Annotated in this window: 12 protein-coding genes; 10 read left to right on the top strand and 2 right to left on the bottom strand. The window is 42.5% G+C overall.

Annotated elements, in window-relative coordinates; genetic code table 11:
• Positions 1-119 precede the first annotated feature (119 nt).
• From lldP to dld, 4 genes are all read left to right on the top strand, one after another.
• Entirely contained in the window at positions 120-1,787 is a 1,668-nt protein-coding gene (gene lldP / locus F968_RS18400; RefSeq protein WP_171065157.1) for an L-lactate permease, read from the top strand.
• A 19-nt stretch (positions 1,788-1,806) separates the two neighbouring features.
• Positions 1,807-2,559, top strand: coding sequence for a transcriptional regulator LldR (gene lldR / locus F968_RS18395; protein WP_004795436.1), 753 nt, complete (start codon positions 1,807-1,809; stop codon positions 2,557-2,559).
• Positions 2,556-3,707 (top strand): FMN-dependent L-lactate dehydrogenase LldD, encoded by a 1,152-nt coding sequence (gene lldD / locus F968_RS18390; RefSeq protein ID WP_002009553.1) that lies wholly within the window; start codon positions 2,556-2,558, stop codon positions 3,705-3,707. The genes lldR and lldD overlap by 4 nt, the downstream gene beginning before the upstream one ends.
• 441 nt (positions 3,708-4,148) lie before the next feature.
• Entirely contained in the window at positions 4,149-5,855 is a 1,707-nt protein-coding gene (dld, locus tag F968_RS18385) for a D-lactate dehydrogenase (protein WP_004795434.1), read from the top strand.
• A 48-nt stretch (positions 5,856-5,903) separates the two neighbouring features.
• On the opposite strand, the gene F968_RS18380 is transcribed toward dld, so the two are convergent.
• Both F968_RS18380 and F968_RS20070 read right to left on the bottom strand, forming a co-directional pair.
• Positions 5,904-7,118, bottom strand: coding sequence for an amino acid aminotransferase (locus tag F968_RS18380; RefSeq protein WP_004795433.1), 1,215 nt, complete (start codon positions 7,116-7,118; stop codon positions 5,904-5,906).
• 335 nt (positions 7,119-7,453) lie between these two features.
• The gene (locus tag F968_RS20070; RefSeq protein WP_081399584.1) at positions 7,454-7,588 is read right to left on the bottom strand and encodes a hypothetical protein; all 135 of its coding nucleotides are present in this window, start codon (positions 7,586-7,588) and stop codon (positions 7,454-7,456) included.
• A 45-nt stretch (positions 7,589-7,633) separates the two neighbouring features.
• Between F968_RS20070 and F968_RS18375 the strand changes: the two genes are divergently transcribed.
• The 6 genes from F968_RS18375 (at position 7,634) to F968_RS18350 (ending at position 15,280) form a co-directional block, all read left to right on the top strand.
• Positions 7,634-8,344, top strand: coding sequence for a GntR family transcriptional regulator (locus F968_RS18375; protein WP_001153627.1), 711 nt, complete (start codon positions 7,634-7,636; stop codon positions 8,342-8,344).
• Entirely contained in the window at positions 8,337-9,221 is an 885-nt protein-coding gene (gene prpB, locus F968_RS18370) for a methylisocitrate lyase (RefSeq protein ID WP_003655707.1), read from the top strand. Before F968_RS18375 ends, prpB begins: the two co-directional genes overlap by 8 nt.
• Positions 9,222-9,550: 329 nt before the next feature.
• Positions 9,551-10,708: a bifunctional 2-methylcitrate synthase/citrate synthase gene (gene prpC, locus F968_RS18365; protein ID WP_004795430.1), complete on the top strand. Its 1,158-nt coding sequence runs from the start codon at positions 9,551-9,553 to the stop codon at positions 10,706-10,708.
• Entirely contained in the window at positions 10,708-13,314 is a 2,607-nt protein-coding gene (gene acnD / locus F968_RS18360; RefSeq protein WP_004795427.1) for a Fe/S-dependent 2-methylisocitrate dehydratase AcnD, read from the top strand. Before prpC ends, acnD begins: the two co-directional genes overlap by 1 nt.
• A 217-nt stretch (positions 13,315-13,531) precedes the next feature.
• On the top strand, positions 13,532-14,047 hold the full coding sequence (locus F968_RS18355; protein ID WP_004795425.1) for a hypothetical protein: 516 nt from the start codon (positions 13,532-13,534) through the stop codon (positions 14,045-14,047).
• Between the two features lie 336 nt (positions 14,048-14,383).
• Entirely contained in the window at positions 14,384-15,280 is an 897-nt protein-coding gene (locus F968_RS18350; RefSeq protein ID WP_004795423.1) for an HNH endonuclease, read from the top strand.
• Positions 15,281-15,435: the final 155 nt, after the last annotated feature.

The following is a 15,435-nucleotide window of genomic DNA, read 5'->3' as shown; positions in this document are numbered from 1 at the left end:
TATGATGCGATCTGCGGTTTAAGGAATAACATTTGCACTTAAATTTTAATTGGTCATACCAATTGTGTTAAATGTTTAAGAATTTAAGGTACAAAAATTCGCCCCGGCATTTCAAGGAGATGACAATGCTCAATATGTGGCAACAACTTTATGACCCTTTAAATAATATTTGGCTGTCCAGCGCGGTTGCATTAATCCCGATTATTTTCTTCTTTTTAGCATTGGCTGTTTTTCGTTTAAAAGGCAGTATCGCGGGTACAGGCACAGTCATTATTGCATTATTGATTGCTCTCTTTTTCTATCAAATGCCTGGTCAAATGGCCTTTGCATCTATTATTTACGGTTTCTTCTACGGTCTATGGCCAATTTCATGGATCATTATTGGGGCAGTTTTTCTATACAAAATTTCGGTAAAAACAGGCCAGTTTGAAGTTATTCGCTCAAGTATTTTGTCGATTACCGAAGACCAACGTCTACAAATGTTATTGGTTGGTTTTGCCTTTGGTACTTTCTTAGAAGGAGCAGCAGGCTTTGGTGCTCCTGTCGCAATTACCGCTGCACTCCTTGTTGGTTTAGGCTTTAAGCCACTTTACGCAGCGGGTCTGTGCTTGATTGTAAATACGGCGCCAGTGGCATTCGGTGCAATGGGTATTCCAATTATTGTAGCAGGGCAGGTTTCTGGTGTAGATACCATGGAAATCAGCCAGATGGTTGGGCGTCAGTTGCCATTTTTAACGCTGATTGTACTGTTCTGGATTATGGCGATTATGGACGGCTGGCGTGGTGTTAAAGAAACTTGGCCTGCTGTATTGGTTGGTGGTGGTTCTTTTGCGATTGCCCAATATCTTACATCTAACTTTATTGGCCCTGAATTACCAGATATTACCGCTGCAATTGCTTCATTGGTGAGCTTGACTGTGTTGTTCCGTTTCTGGAAACCAAAACATATTTTCCGTTTTGAGCCTGAAGCTGGGCAAACTTTGACTCAGCAACCAACAACGATTCAGCGTTATAGCATTGGAAAAATTGCTAAGGCATGGTCTCCATTTGCGATCTTAACTGTCATGGTCACAATCTGGAGTGTTAAGCCATTTAAAGCACTATTTGCAAAAGACGGTCCACTGGAACATTTAATTTTTAAAATTGAAGTTCCGTATTTACATAAATTGGTCGAAAAAATGCCACCGATTGTGTCAGAGATAAAACCATACGAAGCGATTTATAAGTTCGATTGGTTCTCTGCAACGGGGACAGCAATTTTTATTGCTGCAATCATCACCGCTATTTTCTTGAAAATGAAAGCGAGTGAGGCAGTAACGACTTTTGGTGAAACAGTAAATGAGTTAAAAACACCGATTTACTCGATTGGTATGGTGTTGGCTTTTGCTTTTATTGCGAACTATTCAGGTTTGTCTGCAACTTTGGCTTTGGCTCTTTCACATACGGGTCATGCGTTTACTTTCTTCTCGCCATTTTTGGGTTGGCTGGGTGTATTCCTTACGGGTTCAGATACATCTTCAAATGCTTTGTTCTCGGCACTACAGGCGACTACGGCGCAGCAGATTGGTATTCCAGAAGTATTATTGGTTGCTGCCAATACCAGCGGTGGTGTGACAGGTAAGATGATTTCTCCGCAATCAATTGCGATTGCGTGCGCAGCAGTAGGCTTAGTTGGAAAAGAGTCTGACTTGTTCCGTTTCACGGTAAAACATAGCATCATATTCACTGTCTTTGTTGGCATCATTATTACGGTTCAGGCTTATCTGGTTCCGTGGATGATTCCATAACTCCATTGAAGGAAACGCGATGAGAATCTCCGATCAAGTGGTCATGAAATTGCAGGCATTAATTGAAGAGCGTCACATGAAAAAAGGTGACCGTTTGCCTGCCGAACGCCAGCTTGCAACAAGCTTAGGAGTTTCTCGTCCGTCTTTGCGTGAAGCGATTCAGCAGCTTAATAGTCAAGGTGTGCTCAGTAGCCGCCGTGGCGATGGGACTTATATTCAGCAGTTACCTGAACAGTGGCCACAGCAACTCATTGTGAACCCAATTAGTAACCTGATTGAAGAAGATCCGCTGTACCGTTTTGATGTGCAAGAGGCGCGGTTACTACTTGAAGGTGGCACGGCATGGTATGCCGCATTGCGCTCAACGCCTGAAGATCGCGCCAAAATCCATCATTATTTTAATGAAATTAGTCGCCACCAAAATGTGGGTGACTCAGCACAGGCCGCGGTGGCAGATGCTGAATTTCACTTAGCAATTGCTGAAGCATCTCACAATGTGGTGCTGATTCAGATGATGCGCAGCTTGTTTGATTTGTTGCAATACAACGTCTTGTTGGGACGTAAAAAAGTTTATAACGACCCCGTAAATGGTGACTTGCTGAGCGAGCAGCATTTTCAGGTCATGGATGCTATTGATCGTAAAGATCCTGAGGCCGCACGCCAAGCTGTCTGCGGTCATATTGAATTTGTGATTAATCATGTGCGTTCTCTGGATGAAGACGAAGCTCGCCAGAAACGTGCAAATCGTTTAAATAGAGTTGATTCAAAATGATTATTTCTTCTGGCAATGATTATCGTGCGGCGGCACAACGTCGCTTACCGCCATTTTTATTTCATTACATTGATGGTGGGGCGTATTCGGAATATACCTTAAAGCGTAACGTACAAGATTTGTCAGAAATTGCATTGCGTCAACGTGTGCTGAATGACATGTCAGCGTTAAGTTTAGAGACAAAACTGTTTAATGAAACATTGTCGATGCCGGTTGCGTTAGCGCCTGTAGGTTTAACTGGTATGTATGCGCGCCGTGGTGAAGTTCAGGCGGCGATGGCAGCCGACAAAAAGGGCATTCCATTTACGCTTTCAACGGTTTCTGTATGTCCAATTGAAGAAGTCGCACCTGCAATTAATCGTCCTATGTGGTTCCAGCTTTATGTATTACGCGACCGTGGTTTTATGCGTAATGCTTTGGAACGTGCAAAAGCGGCAGGTTGTTCAACACTGGTATTTACCGTAGATATGCCTGTGCCAGGGGCGCGTTACCGTGATGCTCATTCGGGTATGAGTGGGCCAAATGCTGCGATGCGTCGTTATATGCAGTCTGTATTCCATCCACATTGGTCGTGGAATGTCGGCTTAATGGGCCGTCCGCACGACTTGGGTAATATCTCTAAATATTTAGGTAAACCGACTGGGCTTGAAGACTATATTGGCTGGTTAGGCTCGAACTTTGACCCATCAATTTCATGGAAAGACCTGGAGTGGATTCGTGAGTTTTGGGATGGCCCAATGGTGATTAAGGGCATTTTAGACCCTGAAGATGCCAAAGATGCTGTACGTTTTGGTGCGGATGGCATTGTGGTATCGAATCACGGTGGTCGTCAGTTAGATGGCGTGATGTCATCTGCTCGCGCATTGCCTGCAATTGCCGATGCTGTTAAAGGTGATTTAGCGATTTTGGCTGACTCAGGCATTCGTAATGGCCTTGATGTGGTGCGTATGTTGGCGCTCGGCGCTGATACGGTTTTACTTGGCCGTGCGTTTGTGTATGCCTTGGCAGCAGCAGGTGGGCAAGGGGTGTCGAACTTGCTTGATTTGATTGATAAAGAAATGCGTGTTGCGATGACGCTTACGGGTGCTAAGTCGATTTCGGATATTAATGCGGATTGTTTAGTACAGGCGATGAAGCAAGGTTTTTAAGAAATAATTTTTAAGTGAAGCAGTAAGCACAGCCTCAAAATTTGATGATTTGCTAATGTTTTATGTATAGGCATTTGTCACTTTTGAAAGGTCAAAAGTAACCAAAAACCTTTTGTTGAGCAAACCGCACTTCCTTGTGCGGTTGCTCAACAGGCGGCATCCCTGCCGCCAACGCGTCGCCAATTGGTTTAAGAAATTAGCTACTGGTGCTAAGCGTCACTTATAGCCTGCGTGGTATGAGCAAGAATTTGTTTTTGCAATATAAATTGAAAAATGGATATAGCGAACAGGTTCTGTAAGTGACAGTGCCTTTGGTTACTTTGGGCAAAACCAAAGTAACAGAATGAGCTGCTTACATCGAATTTTTCCCTGTAAGACTCCGTCGTGTTGCTCTAAATTTAAAAAAAACTATGTGGTAGGGATGACCAAAAGGAAACCATCATGCAAACATTTTCTCCTCAAGCAGTGATCGAACGTTTACAGAATATTGTAGGGCGTTCGCATGTTTTAACTGATGATCAAAGCACGCGTCAGTACCGTCAAGGCCGCCGTTTTGGTGAGGGGAAAGTGCTGGCTGTGGTGGTGCCGGGCACTTTACTAGAGCAATGGCAGGTGCTTCAAGCTGCCATTGATGCAGATTGTATTGTGATTATGCAGGCGGCCAATACGGGACTCACTGGTGGTTCAACTCCGTATGGCGATGACTATGACCGTCCTGTTTTAGTCATGAGTACGCGTCGTTTAAAGGGCATTCAAGTCATTCATGACGGTAAGCAAGTGATTTGTTTACCCGGCGCGACTTTAGATAATTTAGAACAAATTTTAAAAGGCTATGACCGTGAGCCGCATTCAGTAATTGGTTCATCCTGTATTGGTGCATCGGTACTTGGCGGTGTATGTAATAACTCTGGTGGTGCATTGGTACGCCGTGGTCCTGCGTATACTGAACTGGCGTTATATGCTCAAGTGAATGCTGCCGGTCAATTAGAACTGGTGAATCATTTAGGGGTGAATTTAGGCTCGACTCCTGAAGAAATTTTGACTCGTTTAGAGAAACAGAAATATCAAGCCATAGATATTTTAGATGATGGCGAAAAGCAGGCGTCGGATCATCGCTATGCGCACGATGTGACTCAAGTCGATGAAGATACGCCTGCCCGTTTTAATGCAGACCCATCACGTCTGTTTGAAGCATCGGGTTCGGCCGGTAAAGTCTGTGTGTTTGCTGTACGCCTAGATACCTATGAAAAAGTAGAAAGTAATGTCTTCTATATTGGTACTAATGATGCCGATGATTTAACAGCAATTCGCCGTTATTTACTGACCTCACTACCAAGCTTGCCGATTGCAGGTGAATATATCCACCGAGATGCTTACTCGATTGGTGAAAAGTACGGAAAAGATACGTTCTTATTTATTGAAAAATTTGGCACAGCCAATGTTCCCAAAGCTTTTGCGATGAAAGATAAAGTCGATGGTTTCTTAGAAAGATTTAAAATTAAAGGCTTAACGGATCATATTTTACAGGCGATTACGTTCTTTTTACCGAGTCATTTACCTAAGCGTATGACCGAGTATCGAGATCGTTATGAGCACCATTTAGTGCTACGTGTTGAAAATAATTCAAAAGCACAAACCGAGCAGTTTTTAAAAGAATATTTTGTAGTGCATCCGTCAGGTAGCTATTTCGTATGTAGCGAAGAAGAAGGGCGAAAGGCTTTCTTACACCGTTTTGCGATTGCAGGGGCGGCAATTCGTTACCGCGATACGCACCGTAGTGAAGTTGAAGATATTGTGGCGCTTGATATTGCGTTACGTCGTAATGACCGCGAATGGGTAGAGCAACTGCCAGCCGAGATGGAAAACAAAATTCTCCATAAACTCTATTATGGGCATTTCTTTTGTCATGTTTTCCATCAGGACTATATTCTTAAAAAGGGCCATGACCCATTAGAAATGGAACATCAAATGTGGAAGTTGCTAGACACGCGCCGTGCTGAATATCCAGCAGAGCATAATGTTGGGCATCTTTACATTGCCAAACCTGCCTTAGCGAACTTCTATCAAAAACTCGACCCAACCAATAGCTTTAATGTGGGTATTGGACACACCTCAAAACTGAAATATTGGGGCAAAGCTAAATCTTAATATCGAGAAACAAAAAAAGGCGCCGAAGCGCCTTTTTTAATAAATGTCTTATGCAGCTTCTGTTGATTTAGCAAGCACTTCTGCAACTGCTTTAGCAACGGTGTAAACATTGTTCATGTTTAAACCAGCAACACAAATACGACCACTACGTACTAAGTAGATTGCATATTCTTCACGTAAGATATCAACTTGCTCAGCAGTTAGACCTGTGTAGCTGAACATACCTTTTTGGTTTACAAGGTAGCTAAAGTCACGGTCTGGTAATGCTTTAGTAAGTTCGTCTTTCAAGATGCTACGCATTTTAATAATACGCTCACGCATCTCTTTCACTTCACCTTGCCATTGTTGGTTAAGTTCAGCGTCATTTAACACTTCATCAACTAACCAAGCACCTGTTGTAGGAGGGCTAGAGTAAATACGGCGTACAGTCGCTTTTAACTGACCGAATGTGCACTGAGCAGCTTCTGCATCGTCACATACGAAAGTTAAACCGCCAACGCGCTCGCCATATAAAGAGAAGATTTTAGAGAACGAGTTGCTCACGATGAAGTTTAGACCCGCTTGGTCTAAAGCACGAATTGCATACGCATCTTCTTCCATACCATCACCGAAACCTTGGTAAGCGATGTCTAGGAATGGAATAAGGTTACGATCTTTTAATACTACAATCACTTGGTCCCATTGTGCTGGATTTAAGTCAGCACCCGTTGGGTTGTGGCAGCATGGGTGCAATAACACAATGCTTTGCTCAGGCAAAGTTTTAAGTGTAGAAAGCATACCGTCAAAATCTACACCACGTGTTTCGTTATCGAAGTATGGGTAGAAATGAGTCTTGATGCCAGCGCCATTGAAAATCGCAACGTGGTTGTCCCAAGTTGGTTGGCTTACCCAAACGTCGGAATTTGGGAAATAAGTTTTTAAGAAATCCGCACCAACTTTCAATGCACCTGAACCACCAAGTGTTTGGATGGTTACAGCACGGCCAGCTTTAACTGCTGGGCTGTTTGCACCAAATAAAAGTGCTTGAATTGCTTCACGGTAAGGTTTGAAGCCTTCCATTGGCAAATAAAGTTTGGTTTTACCGTTTTTAGGCTCGATACGCTTTTGCGCTTCAATAATGGTCTCTAACTGAGGAACAATACTGTCTTCGTTATAATAAAGACCAATACTCAAGTTCACTTTTCCAGAACGAGTATCAGCGTTGAACTGTTCCATTAAAGATAAAATTGGGTCGCCTGCGTATGGGGGGATATGTTGAAACATCAAAAAAGTCCTTTCATTCAACAATATGCATAGTGCTGGGTTTTTTCTGTCTCGAAAAATACGCCACAACTATGTCGATGTTCAATAATGTATCAATAAAGCTACCGTGAAGCACCTGATAATTTCACTAATATCGATATTTTCTGGATGAAAATGATAAAAAGATTTAAAAGAAATTACGGTAAATAGATACTAATTTATAACTCATGCTTTCATTCAAGCAGATTGTCTACAATCTTGCTGTAATACATTGGTTGTAGACTAAAGTTTGAAACAAAAGATTAGAGGTCGAAAAGCAGCTAAAAAAGTGCCATAAATCTATAGGTAAAATAATATTAAATATCTGTTTTATAACTACTAATTAGCAAGTGATTTAGTGGTTTAAATATAAGGTGATATAAGCGGTCAAACGATAAAAATTGACCTGATGGGTTCTCTGAAGTGTCAACAATCACCTTGATTTTTTTCATTCATACCGCTATAAAAGCCATAATTGATTAAAAATTGTCGACAATATGCAAGATTTGACCTTCGCACCAGAGCCATTACAAAGTCAGGGAAGAACACTGACCGAGAATGTATTTAAACAAATACAGACGGCGATTGTTTTGGGTCAAATTCCGGCGGGTAGCAAAATTTCTGAGCCTGAACTGGCGCGCACTTATGGGATTAGCCGTGGGCCTTTGCGTGAAGCGATTCATCGCCTTGAAGGGCAACGTTTGGTTGAGCGAACTGCACATGTGGGCGCGCGCGTGGTTTCGCTCTCACTGCAACAGTTCAAAGAGCTTTACCAAATTCGTGCGTCTTTAGAGGGTTTGGCTTGCAAACTTGCTGCACAGCATATTGATAAAAAGCAAATCTTGGCTCTACGTGATGTTTTGCGTATGCACGCTGAAGATGAAAACTTTAAAGCAGGTAAGGGATATTACTTGCAAGAAGGGCAGGACGATTTTCACTACTGCATTATCAAAAGTAGTGGCAATAAAACCCTAGAAAAAATGCTATGTGATGAGCTTTATCACCTCATCCGCATGTACCGAATTCAGTTTTCAAACACACCCGATCGACCGAGCAAAGCTTGGGACGAACACATCCGTATTTTAGATGCAATTGCAGAAGGCGATGGTGAACTTGCCGAGCTGTTGATGCATCGACATATCAATGCTTCTTACAAAATTATTGAGCAAACACTGCTACAAGCACAAGGAGAACATAACAATGGCTAAACAATCCGCAGGTCAGCTATTTCGCGATGCAGTAGCCCAAGAAAAGCCATTACAAGTGGTTGGAACCATCAACGCCAATCATGCACTTTTGGCAAAACGTGCAGGTTATAAAGCGATTTACTTATCAGGTGGTGGTGTAGCCGCTGGTTCTTTAGGCTTACCTGATTTGGGAATTAGTAACCTTGATGATGTGTTGACCGACGTACGCCGTATTACCGATGTATGTGATCTTCCATTATTGGTTGATGCCGACACAGGTTTTGGTGCTTCTGCATTTAACATTGCTCGTACTACAAAAGCACTGATCAAGTTTGGTGCTGCGGCAATGCACATTGAAGACCAAGTGGGCGCAAAACGTTGTGGTCACCGCCCGAACAAAGCCATTGTAACTCAAGAAGAAATGGTTGACCGTATTAAAGCTGCGGTTGATGCACGTGGTGATGACAGCTTCGTGATTATGGCACGTACCGATGCATTGGCAGTAGATGGCTTACAAGCTGCAATTGACCGTGCGGGTGCTTACATTGAAGCGGGTGCAGACATGTTATTCCCTGAAGCAATTACCGAGCTTGATATGTACAAGCAATTTGCTCAGACAACTGGTGCCCCAATTTTGGCAAACATCACCGAGTTCGGTTCTACGCCACTGTTTACCACTGAAGAGTTAGCATCTGCCGATGTAAGCCTTGCGCTTTATCCGCTTTCTGCTTTCCGTGCCATGAACAAAGCAGCCGAAACTGTGTATGAAACCTTGCGTAAAGAAGGTACTCAAAAGAACGTGGTTGATATTATGCAAACGCGTAAAGAGTTATATGAACGCATTAATTACTATGCGTTTGAAGACTACTTAGACAACGCATTTGCTAAAAAGAAGTAATAAATTAAAAAGTTGATTAATTGGAATCTGATACTCGGAGGCGTCATCTGCAACTGTTTGAGACAGGGCTACATTTTTTAAAATTGGTTCTGCGATAGATAGGATATTCGATGGTTGTGGACGAGTTTTGCAGATGACAATGGTTTTGCCTACTTTTCCCGAAATGAGAAACATCGTTTCGTAAGGTAGGTCGAACCTGAGCAAGTCAAAGCGATTAAAGCTTTGTCGAGACGCAAGACGAAGTGGTTAATCCTGAAATAAGAAGTGAAAATGGTACGACTCCGTCGTGCTTAATAAATAAATTCAGATAGATAGGAAAGGACAATCTTATGAGCTCAAATGAAACAACAACAGGCTTCAAACCAAAAAAATCAGTTGCACTTAGTGGACAAGTTGCAGGCAATACAGCACTGTGTACCGTAGGACGTAGCGGTAACGACTTACACTATCGTGGCTATGACATTCTTGATCTTGCAGCAGGTAGCCAGTTTGAAGAAGTTGCTCACTTGCTCGTACATGGCAAACTACCAAACAAAGCTGAACTTAAAGCGTATAAAGCAAAATTAAAAGCACTTCGTGGCTTACCAGCTGCACTTAAAACTGCACTTGAACAACTTCCTCCGTCTGCACACCCAATGGACGTAATGCGTACTGGTGTTTCAGTTCTTGGTTGTTTAACGCCAGAACATGAAGATCACAACGAAGCTGGCGCAAAAGACATTGCTGACAAATTAATGGCAAGCTTAGGTTCAATGCTGCTTTATTGGTATCACTTCAGCAACAACGGTCGTCGTATTGAAGTTGAAACTGATGACGACTCAATTGCAGCGCATTTCTTACATTTGCTTCATGGCGAAAAGCCATCTGAAGAATGGATTCAAGCAATGCATACATCTCTTATTTTGTATGCTGAGCACGAGTTCAACGCATCTACATTCACCTCACGTGTAGTTGCAGGTACAGGCTCTGACATGTACTCGGCAATTACTGGCGGTATTGGCGCGCTTCGCGGACCTAAACATGGTGGTGCGAACGAAGTTGCATTCGTGATTCAACAACGTTACGACAACGCAGACGAAGCAGAGGCTGACATCCGTAAACGTGTTGAAAATAAAGAAGTCGTGATTGGTTTTGGTCACCCTGTCTATACAGTTTCTGACCCACGTAACGAAGTGATCAAGAAAGTGGCGCATGACTTGGCTGAAGCGCAAGAGAACACCAAAATGTACCTTATCGCTGAGCGTTTAGAAGCAGTGATGAAAGAAGTGAAAAACATGTTCCCGAACCTCGACTGGTTCAGTGCAGTAAGCTATCACTTAATGGGCGTTCCAACTGCAATGTTCACACCGTTATTCGTGATTGCACGTACAGCAGGCTGGTCAGCACACGTGATTGAACAACGCCAAGACGGCAAAATCATTCGTCCAAGCGCGAACTACACAGGCCCTGAAAACCTCGAATTTAAACCATTGGCGGAGCGTGGTTAATGAATACAAAATACCGTAAACCGCTGGCAGGTACCCAGCTTGAATATTACGACGTGCGTCAAGCCGTTGAAGATATTCAGCCAGGCGCATACGAAAAACTGCCTTACACCTCAAAAGTACTCGCAGAGCAATTGGTACGTCGTGCCGATGCCGAGAACTTAACTGCTTATTTAACGCAGTTAATTGAACGCCGTCAGGACTTGGACTTTCCTTGGTATCCTGCGCGCGTGGTGTGTCATGACATCTTGGGTCAAACAGCTTTGGTTGACCTTGCAGGCTTACGTGATGCGATTGCTGACAAAGGCGGCGACCCATCTAAAGTTAACCCAGTTGTGCCGACTCAGCTCATTGTCGACCACTCTTTAGCAGTGGAATACGGTGGTGCTGACCCAGACGCTTTTGCAAAAAACCGTGCTGTTGAAGACCGTCGTAACGAAGACCGTTTCCACTTTATTGAGTGGACTAAAACAGCATTTAAAAATGTCGATGTGATCCCTGCGGGGAACGGCATTATGCACCAGATTAATCTAGAGAAAATGTCTCCGGTGATTCAGGCGCGTGATGGCGTGGCATTCCCAGACACTTGCGTTGGTACAGACTCACATACACCACATACAGACGCTTTGGGCGTAATTTCTGTGGGTGTGGGTGGTTTAGAAGCTGAAAACGTGATGTTGGGCCGCGCATCTTGGATGCGTCTGCCAGACATTATTGGTGTTGAGTTTGTAGGTCAGCGTCAGGCAGGCATTACTGCAACAGATATCGTACTTGCTTTAACCGAGTTCTTGCGTAAAGAGCGTGTGGTTGGTGCTTACCTTGAGTTCTTTGGTGAAGGTGCTGACAGCATGTCTGTGGGCGACCGTGCAACCATTTCGAACATGACACCAGAATATGGCGCTACGGCTGCAATGTTCTACATCGACCAAAACACGATTGATTACTTACGCCTCACAGGCCGTGAAGATACTCAAGTGGCATTGGTTGAACAGTACGCAAAAGAAATCGGCCTTTGGGCGACTGATATGACCAAAGCAGAGTACCCACGCGTACTTCGTTTTGACCTATCAAAAGTAACGCGTAACATTGCTGGTCCATCGAACCCACATGCACGTGTTTCAACTGCCGACCTAAAAGAAAAAGGCATTGCGGGTGTTGTTGAAAACCGCTCTGACGGTTTAATGCCAGATGGCGCGATCATTATTGCGGCAATTACTTCATGTACCAATACTTCTAACCCACGTAACACTGTGGCGGCAGGCTTGTTGGCACGTAAAGCAAATGAACTTGGTTTAGTTCGTAAACCTTGGGTGAAATCATCATTTGCACCGGGTTCAAAAGCGGCTGCACTTTACCTTGAAGAAGCGGGCGTTCTAAAAGACTTAGAGCAACTTGGTTTTGGTATTGTGGCTTACGCTTGTACGACCTGTAACGGTATGTCGGGCGCGTTAGATCCAGTCATCCAACAAGAAATTATTGACCGTGACTTGTACGCAACAGCAGTACTGTCTGGTAACCGTAACTTCGATGGCCGTATCCATCCTTATGCAAAACAAGCATTCTTGGCATCTCCACCGCTTGTTGTGGCGTATGCGATTGCAGGTACGATCCGTTTTGACATCGAAAAAGACGCTTTAGGTCATGACAAAGAAGGTAACCCGATTTACCTGAAAGACATTTGGCCATCTGACGCTGAAATTGATGCCTTAGTAAAAGAAGCCGTGAAGCCTGAACAGTTCCGTAAAGTCTACATTCCAATGTTTGACTTGGGTGTAACTGAAGAAGCTGAAAGCCCACTTTACGACTGGCGTCCGCAAAGTACTTACATCCGCCGTCCGCCATATTGGGAGGGGGCATTGGCTGCACCACGTACTTTGGCGAACATGCGTCCGCTTGCAATTTTGGGTGACAACATCACCACCGACCACTTATCGCCTTCAAATGCGATTTTGATGGACTCGGCTGCGGGTGAATATCTTCACAAAATGGGCGTACCAGAAGAAGACTTCAACTCATATGCAACGCACCGTGGTGACCACTTGACTGCACAACGTGCAACATTTGCCAACCCGAAACTCTATAACGAAATGGTGGTTCGCTCAGACGGTACGATTAAGCAAGGTTCAAAAGCGCGTGTAGAGCCAGAAGGCGAAGTGATGCGTATGTGGGAAGCAATTGAAACCTACATGAACCGTAAACAGCCATTAATCATTGTTGCGGGTGCTGACTATGGTCAGGGCTCAAGCCGTGACTGGGCTGCGAAAGGTGTACGCCTTGCAGGTGTTGAAGCGATTGTGGCAGAAGGTTTTGAGCGTATTCACCGTACTAACTTGGTGGGTATGGGCGTGTTACCACTTGAGTTTAAAGTAGGTGTAAACCGCAAGACTTTAAAACTAGATGGTACTGAGCTTTATAGCGTGATTGGTAATATCGCGCCGCGTTCGACTTTAACTTTAGTGATTGAACGTGCTACAGCGGATGGTAAAGAAGAGATTCTTGAAGTGCCAGTGACTTGCCGTTTAGATACAGAAGAAGAAGTTTCTGTATATGAAGCGGGCGGTGTATTACAGCGTTTTGCACAAGACTTTTTAGAAGGCCAAGTGGCTTAATATTGAGTTAAAAATAATTGATACGGTTTTAAAAGCCCCACTTTAGAGTGGGGCTTTTACTTGTTTATATATAGATAATTAATTATAAAAAAGGACTGAATATATTATATTTTTAAAAATTATTTTATTTTTGTCATCAAATTCTCTTTAACTTACATTAAGATACGCGGCGCTTACACTTAAATATAAATCACAATAGATTTCTTGGAAAATATCAATGCGTAACTTATTCATTATTTCAATATGCTCTCTTATATTAACTGCTTGTGGGACGATGCCTTATGTAAGTACTGAGTACCCTCTGCGTGCAGGTTTAATTCAACCTGTGAAGGTCATTGGCAAAGCAGATGTGACCAATGCTCAAACTTCAGATGAACGAGTGATTGTATATTCTTATATGGGCACAAAACTGGACTCTAGCATTAAGGCAATTACAGAAACGATGGTACAACAGACTCAAAAGGAACTATTGAAAAATGGTCAACCTGTTGATGGTAATGGATCGAAATCGATTGCGATTAAAGTAAATTCATTACGTAGTACCTACACCAATCTGCTTTTCTGGCGCAGTAAAATTAAATTCGAAGCAACTTTAGGAAATGGACAAACTATTCCATTTACCGTTCCTCATACAAGTGGTGTGTTAGTACAAGATTTAAATGGATGTATTGCAGAAGGGGTAATGACTTTACTCAATGATGCACGTGTAAGAAGTTATTTAGCAGAAAAATAAGAATATAAAAAAAGCCCGACATCCTGTCGGGCTTTTTCGTATTTGGTTGCTAGATATGACTCCTGTCGTATCTCACGCTCCTNGTGTATGAACCTATTATTGTTGTTTTGTGTTCCGGAACATCCTGTTCCTGTATGAACTCATCATAGGAAAAAAGCGGGAAGTCGCCAATCCGCAAAATCCCTAAAAGCTTGTAGGTTAAAACGTACAAAGTGAGATTGAGGAAGACTTTTTAAAAGACCAAGTGGCTTAATATTTAGTCTACAACTGATTGAAATTTATTCAAAATAGCCCTATCTTGATGACGGGGTTTTTCAATTTTAGGGGGAGATAAAAGTGAGAATATTATTTTGTAACATTGGCTGGATGAGAAAATATAATGGAATGGATGGAGATATTTTAGAAAGAGGAGGGTCATATAATGATAATCAGATTGGTCATGAAGTATGTAATTTCACGAATATGGATGGCTCTGTTTTTGGATATGTGCGTTCTTCGGGAAAGATTAATATAACAAAGTTAGGAGCTAATCAGGATGATCAATATATTGATGGAGTAACAGTTGTCTGGACAGCAAGTTCTAAGAGTGGCGGAACAGTTATTGTTGGGTGGTATAAGAATGCTACTGTATACAAAGAGGAAGTCTACTGTGAATTTTCTTCAAAATTACATAAGCAGAACTGTGTTAAATTCTATCGAATAAAAGCTGATTTTGAAGATGCATATTTGCTACCTATTGATGAAAGAGAGTTTGGAATTCCTCGTGGAGTAAAAGGTGGTATAGGGCAAAGTAATGTTTGGTATGCAAAGGGAGAAGAAGCAAAACCTTTAGTTGAAAAAGTAAAAAAGTACATTGAAAAATACTGTCTATTTAACGCTTTACCTGATATTGATGACTTAGGAGTCCGTGAAGGAAATCTTAAAATCAGGAAGCACTTAGTTCGAGAAAGAAATTTAAGTATCATTAAACAAAAAAAGCAGAAAATATTAGCTGATTTTGGAAAATTAGAATGTGAAGTTTGTCATTTTGATTTTGAAAAGAACTATGGAGAAATTGGTAAAGAATTTTGTGAAGTTCATCATTTGATTCCATTAAGCCAAGCAGAAAGTATAGTTAAAACCAAATTAGAGGATTTGGCTGTAGTTTGTTCAAATTGCCATAGAATGCTACATAAAGGTCAACCATTATTAGAAATTCATGAGCTTAAAATGCTAATAAAGAAAGTGAATTAAATGTAAGTGATAATTAAGAGTCTGAATGTAGGTATTTCTTATAAAAAAAGCCCGACATCCTGTCGGGCTTTTTCGTATTTGGTTGCTAGATATGACTCCTGTCGTATCTCACGCTCCTAGTGCATGAACCTATTATTGTTGTTTTGTGTTCTGGA

It is taken from the genome of Acinetobacter sp. NIPH 817 (assembly GCF_000368405.1).
GTDB lineage: Bacteria > Pseudomonadota > Gammaproteobacteria > Pseudomonadales > Moraxellaceae > Acinetobacter.
The sequence above is the reverse complement of the archived record's forward strand: the minus strand, read 5'-3'. Positions and strand labels throughout refer to the sequence as shown.